This is a genomic window from Burkholderia sp. Bmkn7 (assembly GCF_041103175.1).
Classification (GTDB): Bacteria; Pseudomonadota; Gammaproteobacteria; order Burkholderiales; family Burkholderiaceae; genus Burkholderia; species Burkholderia cepacia.
Genome location: NZ_JBGCUH010000001.1, coordinates 1,050,789 through 1,068,580, shown reverse-complemented (window position 1 = coordinate 1,068,580; position 17,792 = coordinate 1,050,789). Strand labels below are relative to the sequence as shown.

General features: G+C 65.7%; 17 protein-coding genes. 8 read left to right on the top strand and 9 right to left on the bottom strand.

Annotated elements, in window-relative coordinates; all coding sequences use genetic code 11:
* Nucleotides 1-25 precede the first annotated feature (25 nt).
* The 3 genes from AB3K92_RS04770 to AB3K92_RS04760 all read right to left on the bottom strand — a co-directional run bounded on the left by AB3K92_RS04770 (nt 26) and on the right by AB3K92_RS04760 (nt 2,930).
* Complete coding sequence (locus AB3K92_RS04770; protein WP_048028684.1) at nt 26-550, bottom strand: flavin reductase family protein; 525 nt, start codon at nt 548-550, stop codon at nt 26-28.
* Nucleotides 551-616: 66 nt separating this feature from the next.
* Nucleotides 617-1,843, bottom strand: a complete 1,227-nt coding sequence (locus AB3K92_RS04765) for an FAD-dependent monooxygenase (protein WP_059484469.1) — start codon at nt 1,841-1,843, stop codon at nt 617-619.
* Nucleotides 1,844-1,883: 40 nt separating this feature from the next.
* Nucleotides 1,884-2,930 (bottom strand): LLM class flavin-dependent oxidoreductase, encoded by a 1,047-nt coding sequence (locus AB3K92_RS04760; protein WP_230942759.1) that lies wholly within the window; start codon nt 2,928-2,930, stop codon nt 1,884-1,886.
* Nucleotides 2,931-3,215: 285 nt separating this feature from the next.
* On the opposite strand from AB3K92_RS04760, the gene AB3K92_RS04755 reads away from it, so the two are divergent.
* The 4 genes from AB3K92_RS04755 to AB3K92_RS04740 all read left to right on the top strand — a co-directional run bounded on the left by AB3K92_RS04755 (nt 3,216) and on the right by AB3K92_RS04740 (nt 7,383).
* The gene (locus AB3K92_RS04755; RefSeq protein ID WP_021164281.1) at nt 3,216-4,016 is read left to right on the top strand and encodes a 2-amino-3,7-dideoxy-D-threo-hept-6-ulosonate synthase; all 801 of its coding nucleotides are present in this window, start codon (nt 3,216-3,218) and stop codon (nt 4,014-4,016) included.
* A 52-nt stretch (nt 4,017-4,068) separates the two neighbouring features.
* Complete coding sequence (locus tag AB3K92_RS04750) at nt 4,069-5,133, top strand: 3-dehydroquinate synthase II family protein (RefSeq protein WP_369464547.1); 1,065 nt, start codon at nt 4,069-4,071, stop codon at nt 5,131-5,133.
* 49 nt (nt 5,134-5,182) lie between these two features.
* Complete coding sequence (locus AB3K92_RS04745) at nt 5,183-6,283, top strand: 3-dehydroquinate synthase II family protein (protein ID WP_021164176.1); 1,101 nt, start codon at nt 5,183-5,185, stop codon at nt 6,281-6,283.
* 77 nt (nt 6,284-6,360) lie between these two features.
* A complete protein-coding gene (locus tag AB3K92_RS04740) occupies nt 6,361-7,383 on the top strand; it encodes a methyltransferase (RefSeq protein WP_059585621.1) in 1,023 nt (340 codons plus the stop codon).
* A 42-nt stretch (nt 7,384-7,425) separates the two neighbouring features.
* On the opposite strand, the gene AB3K92_RS04735 is transcribed toward AB3K92_RS04740, so the two are convergent.
* A complete protein-coding gene (locus AB3K92_RS04735) occupies nt 7,426-8,133 on the bottom strand; it encodes a FadR/GntR family transcriptional regulator (protein WP_021164174.1) in 708 nt (235 codons plus the stop codon).
* A 302-nt stretch (nt 8,134-8,435) separates the two neighbouring features.
* Between AB3K92_RS04735 and AB3K92_RS04730 the strand changes: the two genes are divergently transcribed.
* Complete coding sequence (locus AB3K92_RS04730; protein ID WP_369464545.1) at nt 8,436-10,685, top strand: TonB-dependent siderophore receptor; 2,250 nt, start codon at nt 8,436-8,438, stop codon at nt 10,683-10,685.
* Nucleotides 10,666-11,745 carry an alpha/beta hydrolase family protein gene (locus tag AB3K92_RS04725; RefSeq protein ID WP_369464544.1) on the top strand — a complete coding sequence of 360 codons (1,080 nt, stop codon included), beginning with the start codon at nt 10,666-10,668 and terminating at the stop codon, nt 11,743-11,745. Before AB3K92_RS04730 ends, AB3K92_RS04725 begins: the two co-directional genes overlap by 20 nt.
* Nucleotides 11,746-11,927: 182 nt before the next feature.
* On the opposite strand, the gene AB3K92_RS04720 is transcribed toward AB3K92_RS04725, so the two are convergent.
* The 3 genes from AB3K92_RS04720 to AB3K92_RS04710 all read right to left on the bottom strand — a co-directional run bounded on the left by AB3K92_RS04720 (nt 11,928) and on the right by AB3K92_RS04710 (nt 14,881).
* Nucleotides 11,928-12,929, bottom strand: coding sequence for a hypothetical protein (locus AB3K92_RS04720; protein ID WP_059585616.1), 1,002 nt, complete (start codon nt 12,927-12,929; stop codon nt 11,928-11,930).
* A gap of 153 nt (nt 12,930-13,082) precedes the next feature.
* Entirely contained in the window at nt 13,083-13,820 is a 738-nt protein-coding gene (locus AB3K92_RS04715) for a transporter substrate-binding domain-containing protein (RefSeq protein WP_059554367.1), read from the bottom strand.
* A 518-nt stretch (nt 13,821-14,338) separates the two neighbouring features.
* Nucleotides 14,339-14,881: a hypothetical protein gene (locus AB3K92_RS04710; protein ID WP_369464543.1), complete on the bottom strand. Its 543-nt coding sequence runs from the start codon at nt 14,879-14,881 to the stop codon at nt 14,339-14,341.
* A 262-nt stretch (nt 14,882-15,143) separates the two neighbouring features.
* On the opposite strand from AB3K92_RS04710, the gene AB3K92_RS04705 reads away from it, so the two are divergent.
* Entirely contained in the window at nt 15,144-15,350 is a 207-nt protein-coding gene (locus AB3K92_RS04705) for a hypothetical protein (protein WP_369464542.1), read from the top strand.
* 48 nt (nt 15,351-15,398) lie between these two features.
* Here the strand turns inward: AB3K92_RS04705 and AB3K92_RS04700 are convergent, their stop codons facing one another.
* On the bottom strand, nt 15,399-16,277 hold the full coding sequence (locus AB3K92_RS04700; protein WP_369464541.1) for a LysR family transcriptional regulator: 879 nt from the start codon (nt 16,275-16,277) through the stop codon (nt 15,399-15,401).
* Nucleotides 16,278-16,385: 108 nt separating this feature from the next.
* Here AB3K92_RS04700 and AB3K92_RS04695 point away from each other — a divergent pair, with 108 nt between their 5' ends.
* Nucleotides 16,386-17,135 (top strand): SDR family NAD(P)-dependent oxidoreductase, encoded by a 750-nt coding sequence (locus AB3K92_RS04695; RefSeq protein ID WP_369464540.1) that lies wholly within the window; start codon nt 16,386-16,388, stop codon nt 17,133-17,135.
* Between the two features lie 18 nt (nt 17,136-17,153).
* On the opposite strand, the gene AB3K92_RS04690 is transcribed toward AB3K92_RS04695, so the two are convergent.
* Nucleotides 17,154-17,711 (bottom strand): YbhB/YbcL family Raf kinase inhibitor-like protein, encoded by a 558-nt coding sequence (locus AB3K92_RS04690; RefSeq protein WP_369464641.1) that lies wholly within the window; start codon nt 17,709-17,711, stop codon nt 17,154-17,156.
* Between the last annotated feature and the right edge of the window lie 81 nt (nt 17,712-17,792).

Here is a 17,792-nt window from a genome sequence, read left to right as displayed (position 1 = left end):
CTCGAAACAACAGAACGTGCGCCCGTCATCCGCCGCCGGCATCGGACGGCAGCGAGCGGACGGCGGCGAACGCGCCGTTCACGTACATCAGCGGGTTCACGTCGGCGGACATCGCGACGCGCGTGACCCGTCCGACCAGAATCGAATGCGAGCCGACCTCGACCTGTTCGAGCGTGTCGCAGAAGAACGACGTCTGCGCGTTCTCGAGATAGGGCAGGCCCGTCGCCGCGTCGGTACGCCATGCGTCGTGCGCGAAACGCGTGTCGGAGCCCGTCGTGCTGCACGCGAGCGCGAGCGGTACGTGGCAGCTTCGCAGCGCGTTCACGCAGAAGCGCCGGCGGCCGGTGATCGACGCGTGAATGCTGGCGCGCCGGTTGATGCACACCAGCACGGTCGGCGGATCGAGCGCGACCGACGTGAACGAGCTGGCGGTCAGCGCGCACGGTGCGGCGGCGGCGCCGTCGCCGCCGGTCGTCACGATCGTGACGGTGGCGGCCACGCCGCGCATCGCCTGTTTCAGTTGCTGCGCAATGTCCACGGTGTTCGTCATGATGCGGTCCTGTCGCGAGGAGCCCCGGTACCGCGCAGGTCGCGCCGCGCGGCACCGGGGCGGGCGTCAAAGCTGGTACGCGTCGGCCCAGGTCCAGTGATAGGACTTGAAGTCGGCGCGGCGCGACTTGAGCTCGGCGTCGCGCGCCTGCTGCTCGGGGCCGTCGGGCAGGTGGAATACGCCGCCGTTGCCGGCCGATGCAAGCTGGATCCGCGCGCTGCGGTCGATCCGCAGGCGCTGGTATTCGACCAGCGCGGCGCCGAGCGCGTCCTTCGACGCGAGCCCGGTCACGCATCGGCCGAGCACGACCGCGTCCTCGAGCGCCTGCGCGGCGCCTTGCGACTGGTACGGCAGCATCGGGTGGCATGCGTCGCCGAGCAGGCACACGCTGTCCCACACCCAGCGCGTGAGCGGTTGCCGGTCGTGCAGCGACCAGCGGCTCAGGTCCGACGCGCAGCGGATCAGCCCGACGAGGCGCGGATCCCAGCCGGCGAGCTCGGCCTCGAGCGTCGCGCGGTCGCCCTTGCTGCTCCACGATTCGCGCGTGCTGCCGTCGCCCGGCACGATCACGACGAGGTTCAGCAGCCGGCGGTCGCGCACCCAGTAATGGATCGCGTGCCGGCCGGGCCCGAGCCAGATCGTCACCTGCGGTTCCTTGACGATCTCGAACACGGGCGAGCGCGGGTCGATTGCATCGGCGTCGATCAGCGCGCGATACGCGTCGTCGCCGCTGTAGTGCGGCGCGTCGTCGCCGAGCAGCGCGTGGCGCAGCGTCGAATGAATGCCGTCGGCCGCGACGACGAGATCCGCGCGCCAGCGCGTGCCCGCCGCATCGACGAGCGTCGCGCCGTCCGGCCCGTATGCGTCGAGGCCGCGCACCGCGATGCCGCCGAGGACGGCGACCGGCGGGCCGGCCGTGTACGGGTCGCGCACGGCGTCGAGCAGCGCGGCATGCAGGTCGGCGCGATGCGCGTTCCAGTAAGGCGCGTTGAACTCGGCTTCGACCGCGTCGCCGAGCGGGAAGGCGCCGAGCAGGCTGCCGTCCTGCCAGCGGCGGCGGATCGTCGCGATCGGGGCGACGGCGGCCAGCCGCTGCCGGTCGAGCACGCCGAGCGCACGCAGTGCGCGCGTCGCGTTCGGCACGACCTGCAGCCCGGCGCCGACTTCCCGAAACGCCCGGCTCTGTTCGAGGACGGTGACCCGATGGCCGGCGCGCCGCAGCGCGAGCGCGGCGGCGAGGCCGCCGATGCCGGCGCCGACGACGATCGTGTCGAGTGACAGGGACGGTGTCATGGGCGAGCCCGTGGTGGATCCGGAAGGAATCGGCATGGCGTCATAGTCCCGGCAGCACGTCGCGGGCGAACACCTCCAGGTTGTTGCTCATCAGTTCGTACGGCTGCGCGCCGTAGTCGATGTGCCACAGGATCGCGTCGAGGCCGAGGTCGGCCTCGAGCGCGCGAATGCGCTGGCGCACGGTGTCGGGCGTGCCGAGCACGGCGGTTGCGTCGAGGTCGGCCGTGTCCATGCCGCCCATCTTGTTCTTCATCGCTTCGTTGTAGCCCTGGTAGGCCGGCGACTGCACCTGCTCCCACGACTTCGCCGCTTCCGCGAAATTGCGCCAGTGATGGCGCAGGCGCGGCTCCGCGAGTGCCAGCGCATGCGCGTCCGACGTGCCGATCATCAGCGGGATGCTGATCGCGACCTGCGGCTTGCGGCCGGTGTGGCCGTGATGGCGCTCGAACGTGTCGCGATAGAGCGCCACCATCTCCTGTGTCTTCGCGAGCGCGGCCTTGCGCGGCGGCGCGGCCATCAGCAGGTTGAAACCGCGTTCGCCGATCCACTCGAAGCTGGACGGCGTGAGCAGCGCCGCGACCCATACCGGCGGGCGCGGCTGCTGCGTCGGGCGCGGCAGCGATTGCGCGTCGCGATAGCGGAAGAACGGGGTGTCCTCGCTGGCCGATTCCTCGGCGAGGAGCCGCACCGTTGCGTCGATCGTTTGCTGGAAGCGCGTCTTGCTCGAATCGAGATCGATGCCGAATGCGTCGAATTCGTACGGCAGGAAGGCGCGCGCGAAGCCCAGCTCGAGCCGCCCGTTCGAGATCGCGTCGAGCTGCGCGGCTTCGGCCGCGAGCTGGATCGGATGATGGAACGACGCCTGGATGCCGCCCGTCATCAGGCGGATCGACTTCGTCTGCGCGGCCACGGCCGCGAGGAACATCAGCGGCGACGGGCTGTAGCCGCCGTACGGCTTCAGGTAATGCTCGGTCATCTTCACGTACGTGTAGCCGAGCCGCTCGGACAGCGCGCTGAGCTTCAGCGCCTGGGCGTAATAGTCGGCCGCCGGGCGGTCGGCCGGGCCGGTATCGGGCAGGAAGGACACGCCGAACTTCATAGACACCTCACAGGTTGATGTGCTGCCGTTGTCTGCAAAGGGGAAGCGATGCCGCGACGAAGGCGTCCCCCGGTCGGGAAACAGGATCGCTCGCAAGGCACTTGCAAGGATGATCCAATCATAGGATGATTGGGTCTATGCAAGTCTTACACGTCGCAAGATTTGCTGCAAGCGTTGCTCGGTTGTCGCTCCAGTTCCGCCCGCAAACGGGCACCCCGGGGGCAGGCTGAAGTCGAACGGGCCGGCCTTTCCATTTCTGGCGAGGAATCACGGATGAACGCTCTTCTATCGGTTTCTGGCAAGGCGCTCAGGATGCGGCGGGTGGTGCGTGCCGCGTCGGGCAAGTGTCTGATGGTGCCGCTCGATCATTCGCTCGCGGACGGGCCGATCGCCCATCCGCAGCAGTTGCGGCAACTGGTTGGCGACATCGCCGCGCACGGCGGCGACGCAATCGTCGTGCATCGGGGCCGCGCGCGCTTCCTAGCGCCCGACGTGCTGAGCGATCTCGCGCTCGTCGTGCACCTGAACGGTTGCACGCGCTACGCGGAGGACGCGAACGCGAAGACGCTGTTCGCGAGCGTCGAGGACGCGCTGGCGAGCGGCGCGGACGCGGTCAGCGTGCACGTGAATCTCGGGTCTAAAACGGAATCCCAGCAGCTGCTCGACCTGAGCCGCATCGCGACCGAATGCGCGCGCTGGTCGCTGCCGCTGCTCGCGATGATCTATCCGCGCGGCCCCGGCCTCGGCGATCGTCCGCAGGCCGAACTGATCGCCCATGCGGCGAACGTCGCGGCGGATCTCGGCGCCGACATCGTCAAGCTGCCGTACAGCGGCGACGCCGCGAGCATGGCCGACATCATCGCCGGTTCGTCGCTGCCGGTGCTGGTCGCGGGCGGCGCGAAGCTACCCGAAGACGAGTTCGTCGCGTTCACGTCGCGGGTGATGAACGCGGGCGCGCTCGGCATCGCGGCCGGCCGCAACGTGTTCGCCGCGCCGAAGGCCGCCCCGCTGATCCGCCGCCTGTCGGACGCGGTGCACGGCGTCGAGCGGCGCGCCGCGCACCTGGCCGCCTGATCCGCTGCGCCGGGCCGTCGTACCCGGTCTTTTTCGACCATCGAGGGTTTCCATGCATCGCTATCCGTGGATCGACCTGCGCGCGCTCGGCGCGCAGGCAGGCGCCGTCGCGGCCGACGCGGCGAGGGCCGGCGCGCGCCGCGTCGTGGTGGGCGAGGCCGGGCGCGAACCGTGCGCGGCCGGCGCGGCGGCGCTATTGACCGTTTCGACGGCGGGCGTCGCGACGCTGGTCGACGATGCGCATGCGCCGCTCGCGGGCGTTCGCGTGAGGATCGACGGCGCGGCCGATTTCGATGCCGCGCGCGCCGCGATCGCGCGGCACGCGCTCGTCCTGCTCGACTACGCGCTCGCGACCACGATGCCGCTCGAGCGCCTGCTCGAGGGTGTCCGCGACACCGCGTGCCGCATCGTCGTGTCGCTCGCCGATCCGCACGGCGCGGCCTATCTCGCGCGCAAGCATGCGCAGTCGCCGGTCGACATCGCATTCGCACCGCGCGATGCGGCCGCGTTGCGCGGCGTGCTGGCCGCGTGCGGCGAGCTGCGCTCGCGCGAGCCGCTGAAGCTGAAGACATTCGAGGTGCAGCGCGTCGAGCCGCTCGGCGTCGGGCTGCATGCGGTGATCGACGGCTGTTCGCAGCTCGATGGCGAAGAGTGCGTGCTGGCCGGCGCGAGCGCGACCAGCATGCTGCTCGTCGTCGCGGCCGGCGGCGCGCACCCGCCCGGCCGGCCGCTCGTGTTCGGCATCGACGCCGGCTCGGCCGAATCGTTCGTGTTCTGCGGCGGCGACCGCGCGCGCCAGCTTTCGCTGCTGCGTTCGGGCGAACGGATCCTGACGGTCGGCGCGGCGGGCGACACGCGCGCGATCGTGGTCGGCCGCGTGCGGATCGAATCCGCGCCGCTCGTCGCGTTGCACACGCGCAGCGCATCCGGCGCGAGCACGCGTGTCGTGCTGCGCGGCGACCGCGCGGTGCGGTTCCGGACCGACGGCGGCACGGCCGTCGGGCTCGCCGATGTCGCGCCCGGCGTCCGGCTGGCCGGCTACGAGCCGGGCGCCGGCTGGGTGGATTGCCGGATGCGGGCCGCCGCGTCGCGTTCGGCCGTTTCCGTCAGTCGCTAGTTTCACCCTGTCATTCAACCTGCTTTATCCCCTTCGAAGGAGATTGGCCTTGAAGAAGCTTTCCTGGATTGACCTGCGCAACATCGGCGAGCTCGCGGACGAGATCACCGAGGAAGCGCTGCATGTCGGCGTGTCCGCATTCGTCGTGAAGGATGCGGAGCAGGCCGGGCGGCTGCCGCCGAGCGCGTGCAAGGTCGCGGTCGTCGATCGGCAGCCGGCCGATGCCGCGCTGCTCGAGCAGGTGCAGATCGTCCTCGTGAAGGACGGGCTGCCGGTCGATTTCGCGGTGCCGGACGGCGTCGAGCTCGGCGTGTTCATCGAAGTGACGGGCGAGGCGACGCTCACGCGCGCGTGCGAGCTGTCGGTGTCCACGCCGTGGCTGCTCGTCGAATTCCTGCAGGACCCGAGCAAGATCCCGCTCGAGATCCTGCTGGCGGCCGCCGATCGCGCGGCGGGCGAGCTGATCACCGTCGTCGCCGACCTGGAGGATGCCGAAGTGACGCTGAACGTGCTGCAGCGCGGCCCCGAAGGCGTGCTGCTCACGCCGACGCAGGTCGGGCAGGCCACGCAGCTCGTGTCGATCTGCAGCGACACGGTCGAGGATCTGCAGCTCGAGGAAATCGAGATCGTCGGGCTCACGCACCTGGGGCCGGGCGAGCGCGTATGCGTCGACACCTGCTCGCGCTTCGAGCAGGACGAGGGCATCCTCGTGGGTTCGTATTCGACCGGCATGATCCTGATCAGCAGCGAGACGCACCCGCTGCCGTACATGCCGACGCGCCCGTTCCGCGTGAACGCGGCCGCGCTCCATTCGTATGTCGTCGCGCCGGACAACCGCACCCGCTACCTCGCCGAGCTCGAATCGGGCGCGGAGATCCTGGCTGTCAACGTGCAGGGCAAGGCACGCCGCGTCGTGGTCGGGCGCGCGAAGGTCGAGACGCGGCCGCTGCTGCTGATCGAGGCGAAGAATGCCGCGAATCGCGCGATCAACATCATTGCGCAGGACGACTGGCACGTGCGCGTGCTCGGGCCGAAAGGCAGCGTGCACAACATCACGGAGCTCAAGCGCGGCGACCGCATCCTCGGCTATACGCTCGATGCGCAGCGCCATGTCGGCTACCCGATCCGGGAATTCCTGCACGAGCAGTGATCCGCCTGCTTCGTTGACGATGCGATCGCCCGGTACATCACGTGCCGGCGCGGTCGAACCCTGCTCAGGAGTGCTTTATGGAAAATGCGGCAAAACAGGTGCTGGATACGCTGTTTGGGCGGTGGCGCAGCCGGATCCTGTATGCGGGCACGCGGCTCGGCGTGTTCGATGCGGTCACCACGGATGCACCGGTTTCGTCGGCCGCGCTCGCGGCGACGCTCGACGTCGACGAACCGCTGCTGTACCGGCTGCTGCGTGCGCTCGCCGCGCTCGGGCTGCTCGACGAGGACCCGCGGCGCGGCTTCCGGGCCACCGCGTCGGGGGCGCTGCTGCACGCGGACGCCGCGAGTACGTTGCGCGATTTCGTGCTGCTGCAGGAAGGCCCCGAGCACTACGCGATCTGGGCGCATCTGCCCGACATGGTGCGCGAGGGGCAGCAGAACGGCTTCGTCCGCGAGTTCGGCGCGATGGCGTTCGACTATGCGAAGGATCACGAACGTTACCGAAGCGATTTCAAGCGCGCGATGTCGAGCTTCTCGACCGTGCAGTCGGAGCAGGTCGTCGATGCGCTGCGCGACGTCACGTTCGCGCCGGGCACGCATGCGTGCGACATCGGCGGCGGCCAGGGGCACATGCTGTGCAGCCTGCTGCGGCGGTTCGGCGCGCTGACCGGTGTCGTGTTCGACCTGCCGGAGGTGATCGACGGCGATGCGGACGACTGGGCGCAGCGGATGGGCGTGAGCGCGCGCTGCAGCAAGGCGGGCGGCAACATGTTCGACGCGGTGCCGGCCGCCGACGTCTATCTGCTGAAGCTGATCCTGCACGACTGGAACGACGACGAATGCGTGGCGATCCTCAGGCGGGCACGCGAAAGCGCCCGTGACGGCGCGCGCGTGTTCGTGATCGAGCGGGTCGTGCCGGCGCCGGGCGTCGCGCATTTCTCGAAGCTCTACGACATCCACATGATGTGCTGGGGCAGCGGCCGCGAGCGCACGCGGGACGAATACGACGCGCTGCTCGCCGCCGCCGGCTGGCGGCCCGTGGGGCTTCGCTCCGCGCCGGACGGGCAGATCGACGTGATCGAGGCCGTCGCCGCGTAGCGCGTACGGGGCAAACCGGGCAAACCGGACGTGCGGGGCCCGTCAGGCGGCGGGCGCCTCGCGCGTCTCGAGCCAGGTCATCTGCGGCTTGAGGATCGCGAGCGTCGCGCGCACCGCCTTGTTCTCGTCGCGCTGTTCGATCGCATCGAGTACCGCCTGGTGCGCCCGCATGTCCGGCTCGGGGATCTCGGCCTCGTCGAGTTCGACGAGGATGTCTTCCACGTTCGCGAGGATCGAGCCCGAGAAGTAGCGATACAGCGCTTCGAGCGCGTGATTGTGCGAGGCGGCGGCCACGGCGATGTGAAACGCGCGGTCGCGCTCGACGAACTTCTTCACGTCGCGCGACGCTTCGCGCTCGCCGCGCGCCTTCAGCAGCTTGCGCAACGTCACGAGATCCTCGTCGGTGCGCCGGCGCGCCGCGTAGCGCGCGCATTCCGTTTCGAGCATGCATTGCAGTTCGAGATGGTCGCTGCGCGCGGCACGATCGACGTTGCGCATCGTTTCGGCCGGATCGACGTTGCGGCGCACATAGGTGCCGTCGCCCTGGCGCACTTCGAGCACGCCGGAATACGCGAGCGTGCGAACCGCCTCGCGCACCGTGTTGCGCCCGACTTCGAGCTGCTTCGCGAGATCGAGCTCGGTCGGAATGCGCTGGCCGACGCGCCAGATGCCGGAAGTGATGTTGGATTTGAGGATCTCGATCGCAGAATCGACGAGCGAGTGTCGGGTGGCCGGGGGCAGGCTTGACATTAAGTGTGTCGCTTGAAACTTGAGGGTGTCGCTATCCTATCATCCGATCATTCATTTGGTCGTTCAGGATAACGATATTCAAACGTGACATTTTGTTAACGTCAGACGAATAAACCCGCGGCCGATCGATGCATGCCGCACATTCGTCGATTGCGTCCACCGGCATTTACCCGCGTCGCGTCGGCGTAAATGATTCGCATTCGCTGTTCAGTCGAGGTCGCCGTTGCAAGAGCGGCCCGTCTCCGTACCCAAGGGCGCCACGTATCCGCCGACGCCCGTCTCCGCTTTCCGGATAACCCGACATGAATCGATCACACATCGGCCGCGATGCGCGGCCTGGATTTCCGTTGCCGTGCGCGGCGTTGCGGCGCGTGCCGGGCTGGGCGGCCGTACTGGCCTGCGCGGCGACGATGCCGATCGCCGCTTCGGCTGCCGCGCAAGATGCGCCGGACGCGGGCGAGCCCGCGGATGCGCCGCTGCTCGCGCCGATCGTCGTCGACGGGCGGCGCGAGACGGGCGTCGGCCCCGTGAACGGCATCGCGGGCGACGTGTCGCGCGCGGGCACCAAGACCGACACGGCGATCGTCGAGGTGCCGCAGGGCCTGTCGGTCGTCACGCGCGAGCAGATGGACCGGCAGGACGTGCACAGCGTCGGCGACAGCCTGCGCTACACGCCGGGCACGTACGCGGACTCGCGCCCTGGCGGCGTGCTCGAGAGTGTGTTCCTGCGCGGCTTCGGCGGGTTCGCGGCGGCGGCGATCAATCCGCAGATGCTCGACGGCCTGCCGCTGCCGAAAGGCGTGAACTGGGCCGCGAGCGTCGTCGATCCGTGGACGCTCGAACGCATCGACGTCTTGCGCGGCCCGGCGTCGGTGCTGTACGGGCAGGCGAGCCCCGGCGGCATCGTCGACATGGTCAGCAAGCGGCCGACGCGGGACGCGCAGCACCTGCTCGCCGTGCAGACCGGCAACCGCGATCGCGGGCAGCTTGCGTTCGATTTCAGCGGGCCCGTGACGCAGGACGGCACGTGGCGCTACCGGATCGACGGCCTCGCGCGCCGCGCGGACGAGCAGATCGATTATTCGCGGCAGCAGCGGATCGTCGTCGCGCCGTCGCTGACGTGGCAGCCGAACGCCGATACGAGTTTCACGCTGCTGGGTTCGTTCCAGCGCGATCCGCACAACAACTTCGCGGGCTGGCTGCCGGCCCTCGGCACGCTGTGGCCCGACGCGGGCCGGCGGATACCGACGCGCTTCTATCCGGGGCTGCCCGGTTTCGACACGTACGACCGCACGCAGGCGATGATCGGCTACGCGTTCGAGCATCGTTTCGACTCGACGTGGAAAGTCCGGCAGAACGTGCGCTATACGCATCTCGACGTCGACTTTGCGGGCGCGGCCGTCAATTTCGTCGCGCCCTACCTGGCGCCGGGCGTGCTGAACCGTTCGCTGTCGTGGTCGCGCGAGCATGTGAACCATCTCGCGCTCGACAACCAGGCGGAGATGCGCGTGATGACGGGGCCGGTCGAGCATACGGTGCTGGCCGGGCTGTCTTACGAGCATGCGGTGGCGAACCTCGTCGGGTCGGGGTTCGGCGCGGCGCCGCCGCTCGATACGCGTGCGCCCGATTACGGGCAGCCGTTCACGGCGCCGCCGATCGGGCAGCAGACGCGCCAGACACCCGACCGGATCGGCGTCTACCTGCAGGACCAGGTGCGCTGGGATCGCTGGGTCTTCACGCTCGGCGGGCGCGAGGAGTGGTCGCGCACGACGACCGACGACCTGCTGCGCTCCGCGAGCGTGCGGCAGAGCACGCGTGCGTTCACCGGGCGCGCGGGCGCTGTTTATCTGTTCGACAGCGGCTTTGCGCCCTACCTGAGCTATTCGACGTCGTTCGAGCCGGCGCTCGGCACGCGCTTCGACGGCCAGCCGTTCACGCCGACGAAGGCGAAGCAGTTCGAGGTCGGGCTGCGCTACCAGTCGCCCGACCGGTTGCAGAACGCGTCGATCGCCGCGTTCGACATTCGCCAGCGCAATGTGCTGACCGCCGATCCCGAGCATCCGTTCTTCAACGTGCAGACGGGCGAGGTGCGCTCGCGCGGGATCGAGCTGGAAGGGCGTTCGCGCGTCTGGAAGCAACTGGACGTGATCGCGGCGTACACGTATCTCGACACGACGGTGCAGGCCGATACGGACGCGGCCGTCGTCGGCAAGCGCGTGGCGGCGGTGCCGCGCCATCTGGCGTCGCTGTGGCTCGACTATGCGGTCGACCGGCCGGGCCTGCGCGGGCTGAGAGTGGGCGGCGGCATGCGCTACGTCGGGCGCAGCGCGGGCGACAACGTCAATACGTTCGACGTGCCGGCCGTCGTGCTCTTCGATCTCGGGCTGTCGTACGACCTGGGTGTCGAGCGGCCGGCGTGGAAGGGGTGGCGCGTCGCGGCGCACGTGAACAACCTGTTCGACCGGACTTATGTGTCGTCGTGTTTTTCGGCGGGAGGGTGCTTCTACGGCACGCGGCTGACGGTGACGGGGGATGTCAGTTATCGGTGGTGACGGGGCGGGTGACGATCAGGATGCCGGTGCGGGCTGTACGCATGCGGCCGGCCCGGTTGCGGCGCCGCACGGATACACTGTCGCCTTCGCGGTACGCATCGCCACAGCCTCGCCCGTCATCCCTGGATTCGTGGAGAGATTGCTCATGAGCATCGTCGTTCGTCGAAACCGGATCGCCATCCCCCTGTGCCGGGTGCTGATCCCGGGCGTGTTGATCGCTTCCGTCGCCGGCTGCGCGGCGACGGCGGTCGAAGACACCGCCATTGCCCCCGATCTGCATGAAACCGTCGTCAAGGTGCCGGTCGACGAAGGCGGGCACACACGCGACATCGTCGCCACGACCTACATGCCGGACGGCCCCGGGCCCTTTCCGCTGATCGTGCTGAGCCACGGCAGCCCGCCCGAGCCGCGCGACCGGCCGAAGGTGGGGCGCTACCGCGCGTTGCCGCAGATCCGGACGTTCGTGCAGCACGGTTTCGCGGTCATCGTGCCGATCCGCCGCGGATATGGTGCGACGGGCGGTGTCGACGAAGAGGATGCAGGGTCGTGCCGGCATCCCGATTACCTCGCTGCCGGCCAGCAGGCCGCGCGCGATGTGCTCGCGGCCGTGCGGTATGCGCAGACGTTGCCGCAGGTGGATCGAAGCCGCGTCGTGCTGGTCGGGCAATCGGCGGGCGGCTTCGCGTCGCTGGCGGCGGCAAGCTACGCGCCGCAGGGCGTGGTCGCGGTGGTGAACTTCTCGGGCGGGCGCGGCGGGAATCCGACGACGCATCCGGGCATGCCGTGCGATCCGCGGCAGATGGCCGCCACGATCGGGCATTTCGCGAGCACGACGCGCGTGCCGGTGCTGTGGCATTACGTGCAGAACGACAAGTATTTCGCACCGGAAGTCGTGGAGACCTGGTTTGCCGCGTTTCAGGCGGCGGGCGGGCACGGGCAGATGATCGTCGAGCCGCCGTTCGGCAAGAACGGCCACGGGATGTTCGCGGTCAAGGAGGCGATTCCGATCTGGTTGCCGCATTTCGAGGCGTTTGTCGAGCCGCTTGTCGCGATGAAGTAGGGGGGTGGGGGATGGCCGTTGGCGACGGTGGATTCAACGGTCAGTCGAATTTCTCCCAATCGCCATTCGCGGTTTCGCCATATCGTCGCGCGCCTGCACCTGGACCGGCAGGTCGGACGCGGCCCCAGACGCTGACGTACCGTTTGCTGTGGCTTGCTTACCAACCGGCGGAAAGGCAGATTTCAACGCGCATCATCAACACCTCCATCCGATTCGACGGTTCGCCAGTGCGCAATCCGCTCTGGTTTGTAAGTAATCTTGGCCAGCGCTCGCTCAGTCTCGGGCAGCGCGTTCCGAACAGCAGACATACATTTTTCGGGCTGCGCGGTCTCCCACTCAAATGAAGCCGAAAGCTGGCTGACGCTCCCCGTCGCCGGCCTCGCAAGTTCAGAGGGCAAATGGATGGCATTAAGATCCGGGATAGCACTACGTCCGATCAGCCCGATCTGGCGCGCGACTGCCGTAGGGAGCTCAAGGCTCACCCGGTAGCGGCCGCCGGGAGGTTCGAGCGGGACCAGCGCATCAATGTGCTCGAATGCCTCTGCCGTAGCCACCGCCCACTCCAAGCCAATCCCGTCACGAAGTATCGTCGTGCCGTCCCCATGGGGCGGGACGTTATAGAACGGATTGCCTGGGACTTCTAGTTGGGGGAAAGCACTCAGGACACGAGCCACCTCATCGTCCGTAGCGTCCTCGATTACGCCTCCGACGACCGATGACGCCAAGTCACCTAGTGGTCCCCGACCATTGCCATCCCAAGCGCCCACTAACGTGTCGCTAAGCGTCATCCCGTGCAATGCTTGGCTCAAAGGAGTAGCTGGAAAGCAGAAATCGGAACTATCGATCTGGCACATCGGATCGTTTCCGGCGCCCACGAGCAGCGTCCATACAGCTTGGTTCTCCGTCCAGACGCTTACTAGGCCATCCTGAACGCGCACCGTAAGGGGCGTCGCGGGGGCGTCCTGAACGGATTCTAAGCGGTGGCCAACGAGTTCGAACCACTCCGCAAGCGTGGCTGGCATTACGAAATTGAGGCGAGCCGAGATATCGGCGAGCTCGTCGGGCGAGCAGCCATCGGCTGAATCTAAGGCGCGCACATACCAGATACGCAGAAGTTCATCGAGCCATTGCCAGCGCGGAGAGCCTAGAAGGTCGAGCTGACGGCGGGAAGCACGATCGGTCATTAGCTATGTCTCCAGTCTGATCAAATCGTCGTGCGGTGATGACGTGAGATTGTGTGTGCATTTCCCACGACGGTCATCAACAAGTGTTCGTGACCTGGATTGGTGACGGTTTAGACACCGAAGTCGAAGGTCCGAAAGTGGCCGAAACCCGTCTTACACCCCATGCGCGAGAGCGGAATCGATTTCATTGTTTGTCAAGCCGAATCTCGCCATACGAGCGCGATGCTCTTCTGAGCCCAGATATGAACGAAGTTGCCCGTTTACCGCATTGAGCAGAGCGCTGTTTCGTCTGCTAAACGAGAATGCGCCGAGCGGGAGCTTCTGCTGCGTGCCATTCGTTTGCGGCTCGTGCTCCACTGCCTCAAGCATTGAGCCTCCGATCCGATACGCAACTATGCGATTTCCCAAGGCTGTGCTTGCATACGCGTCGATCGCGCCCGAAAGAACCGCTTCGATCGCGTCGGCCTGTTGCTCGAAGATGGCTATCTGGTTCTCGCTTACGCCTGACGTTCTCGCAGACTCGTGTTGCACCTGTCCGGCAATGACGCCAAGGCGCGCCTCGGGACGTTTGGCGAGTGACACGTAGCTGTTGAGCGCTTTCGGATTTCCAGTCCGAACCAGAAAGCCGTCTCCGATCCCCCATACGGGTACGCTGAACGCGACGATATTGGCGCGTTCAGGGGTAACGAAGAGCGGAACGTTCATATCCCAGTGACCTGCTTCAACGCCGGGTAGCAGTTCACTAAATGTCGTCAGGCGATGCTCGATCCGGGTAACACCGATCGCCCGAAGAACCGCATCGGCCAGATCAACGTCAGCACCCGTAGCAGTACCATCCGCTTCCGTCCAACCGAACGGTGGTTCTTCGATGTATGCAATCGTTACCTTCATCGCTGCGTCTCTCAATGGGAATGGCCATCAAACCTAGAGCTGATTGTTGACGATTCTACCTACGTGCGCAGATGTCGCTTTTTAGCCGGGAGCAAGCGGACGCAGTTGGCCCCGAATGTCCCGCAACACCGCTTTTCCAGCATAGGTGACTGAGCTTGAGACAGAGAGCGTCCTGTCTGAACTCAGCGCTTCGACTGGCCGCGCGGTAGGCCGGGAATCGGTCCAGAAATCAGGACGTTACCGCCGGAACCCTTGCTCCACTACGCGAATCGACAAATTTAATGCGGACGTAGGCGAGTTGACGACATTATTTTGATGGGACCGTCAATAAAGTCGTCAATCCGCGGGACGGAGGCCCTGATCCATGAGAATTCTGGAGTCGCGGAATTATTTTGCTATACGAACTTTCAGAACGAGTGAGGACACCTCTGTTTGCGACGCCTGGAGGGCGCATCACACCCTGTCCGATGCCAACGGCACATTCCTCGCCGTGATCCTGACCTGCGCGAACGCCAACGCTACTCGACGTCCGAGGGTACACGGCGGCTGTCCAGGTCCTTTAATGCCGGAAACGCGTCGCGGTCCCACGAGTGCAAGCCATACGACTTCCAAATGATATTGCGCCTGACGAATATTTCGAAGGTGGGTGTTCCTGGCGACAAGTTGCCCAGTCGCTGGCGTCGCTCAAAAAGCCATTGGACAACCGGGGGATAGCTGTCGATGGTTTCTGGCACGGCGATAGCCTCGCGCTCGACTATGAATAGATGGACATCGGAATGCGTCTTCGCCCACGATTCAAAATCACCTTTGCCGCCTAATGAACCTTTCCAGCGCTGGCAATAGACGCAGTCCTTTGCCGAATGCACGATCAGTACGATTGGCTCGCCCTTTCGCACTTTTGCCTGACGAATTCGATCTGCCCAAGAGAGCTTCGGTGATGGCTCCGGCGTGTTCGCGGTCGTTTCGTCGCCGGCTAGGACGACTTGCGGTGAAACAAGTGGCAACGACAATGACGCTGTAGCAACCCATGCCAGGAACGGGACCCACCTGCGACGTGCCATTTTTGTGCTCCTGCGAGGAATCGCGGACGTCGATTGACGAAACGACAGGGTCCGCAACGCAAAATATAGTAGTGACTGCGTGTCGGCGATAGGAAACTTTGCACCTCTGTTCGTTCGTGTCGAGGCGCCAGCCATCCCCGCATGATCACCCCTCGCCAGGCATATGCGGCTACGCATGCAATCGGCCTCGGGGCCGCCGAACGCGCGGCATGGTCAAGATTGACTATGTACGTCTTGCGCGTCGTGGACGATAAATTCACTGATGCAGGGGGCGCCGGTCACGCTTGCCAATACGGTGACCGCGGCAAGCGTGTCGAATGCGACCAGCATGCTCGATACATACCTCGCCAATCTGCTTGGTGCGGTCGGCTTGCCCGCAACCTACGATCCGGTGGCCACGGCATTCACGGCCGACCACACTGGAGCCGACACACTGATCGATTTGCTGCACGACGCCTCCCTGGCGTGATTCGAATGCAGCGCGACGGCAGCCGATGGCGCTGAGCGCCGGGATACTTCATTTCGAGAGTTGCGCCGTAACGAAATCGACGAATACGCGCGCGCGCGTCGGCATGTTTTTTCCGAAAGCGTGAATAGCGTGCACAGGGACGCACGCGAGCGCCTGATCGGGTAGTACAGCCTGCAGCCTCCCGGCGGCGAGATCGTCCCGTACGGCAATTTCCAGTATTTGGGCGATACCCAGTCCGTTCAATGCCGCTACGCGCATTGCCTCACCGTTATCAGCGTCGAACCTGCCTTCGATGGAGCTGGACGTTCCATCGGCGAAGTTCAAGGGGTACGGTCGGCCATTGAGCCGGTAGCGCACATGCCGATGTGCAGCGAGATCCGCAACAACACGCGGTGATCCCCGCTCGCGCAGATATGCAGGCGCCGCAACCAACACCAGCTGAAGACTGGTGATCGGCAGCGCGTACAGGCCGCTGTCTTCCAGCCATCCCGCCCTGATCGCGATATCGATGCGATCGCGGATCAGGTCGGCATGATGGTCGCTGACGCTCACGTCGAGTGCGAGTTCCGGGTGGTTTGGCAGGAGTTCCCGCGTGACGGGATCGAGCAAAAAGCGACCCAGTTCGCCAGGCAGGCTTACACGCAGTCTTCCTGCTGCGGCGGCCGGCGATCGCAATACTTCTTCGGCGTCCTCCAGGCCGCGCATCAGCGGGGCAATGCGCTCATAAAACGCCTGACCTTCAATCGTCAGAACGGAGGCCCTGGTCGAGCGCTGGAATAACGTGACGCCCAGGCGCTTTTCGAGCCTTGCCACGCTCTTTGACACGGCCGACGTCGTCGTACCCAAAGATTGCGCCGCAGCCGTGAACGAGCCCGTCTCGACGGAGCGAACGAACGCGGGAAAGCCGCTGAATTTATCCACGGACATGATGACAAAGTGGAAAGAGTGAAATGACCTGCGAGTGACTTCAACCCACCAGAAGCCGTTGCTAAATTCTGGCTCTACGCCGGACAGGTGGAATATGACGGAGAAAACATGAATCGACTCGCAAACAAGGTTGCTGTTGTTACTGGCGCAAATAGTGGAATCGGATTGGCCGCGGCCAGGCTGCTGATTGAAGAGGGCGCGAATGTCATTATGGTGGGCCGACGTCCGGATGCCGTCGATGCGGCCGTGGCCGAACTTGGCGACCGGGCGATCGGACTGACGGGAGATCTCGCGAACCCGAAAACGCACGACGAAGTGGCCGCGCTAGTGTCGAGGCGCTTTGGAGGAGTTGACATATATTTCGCGAACGCGGGAGTGAATACTATCGAAGCATCGAACGAAGTGAGCGAAGAGTCCTATGATCGTCACTTCGCGACAAACACCAAAGCAATTTTCTTCGGGGTACAGAAGATCACGCCACTCATGAGAGATCGTGGTGCCATTCTATTGACGAGTTCGATCGCGAGTTCGAAAGTGTTCGAAGGACATGCAGTCTACGCGGGTACGAAGGCCGCAATCGAGGCCTTCGCGCGGAGTTGGGCTTTGGAGCTTCAGACGCGTGGCATTCGTGTGAATGTACTGAGTCCCGGGCCGGTCGACACGCCAATTCTGACGAAGCTGGGTATCGCGCATGACGAGCGGCCGGCGTTCGAGGCTGCCGTCGCAGGGCGTATTCCGCTAGGCCGCCTTGGACTTCCTGAAGAACTCGCACGCGCGGCGCTCTTTCTCGTGAGTGACGAGGGCAGCTTCGTCAACGGCGTCAACTTGCGTGTCGACGGTGGCATGTCGCTCAGTTGACAGTACCCGTGGCGCGGCTCAGTTCGCCGCGCGTTGGTAGGTCGCGACATAGCGAGCCCGAGCGATGATCTTCCCGTGCATTTGAAACGCAACGAGTGCAGGGCTAGATGCCGGGCTCACGTCGATATGCGGGACATCGAGTGCGTACGCGGTGACGATATAACGATGTGGCTTGCCTTGTGGTGGACACGGTCCGCCATACTTCGACTGGCCGAAATCGGTCAGCGTTTCGGTGACCCCGGGCGGCAGCAGATTCACGTTGCCGGAGGCGCCCTTTTGCAGAGACGTCTGCGAAGGCGGTATGTTGACAACAGCCCAATGGGTCCAACCGAGACCGCTCGTCGGTGCGTCGGGGTCATGAATCGTCACGACGATGCTGCGAGTAGCGGCTGGCGCGTTTGACCATGTCACGTGCGGTGACACATTCTCGCCGTGGCAACCGAATCCACTGAACACTTGTTCATTCCTGAAACGGCCGTGATCCAGATCGGCAACTTTCAGCGCAAACGTTTCGGCGGTCGCGGCGCCGTGCAGCGTTGCGAATAGCGCGCAAGCGCAAACAGCTTTTCGTGGCATGGGAAGGGATCGCATGGCAGGCTCCGGTGGATTGAAGGGCTCCACGCGCCGCGTGCGCACGTGGAGATAGCAGTCATGCTC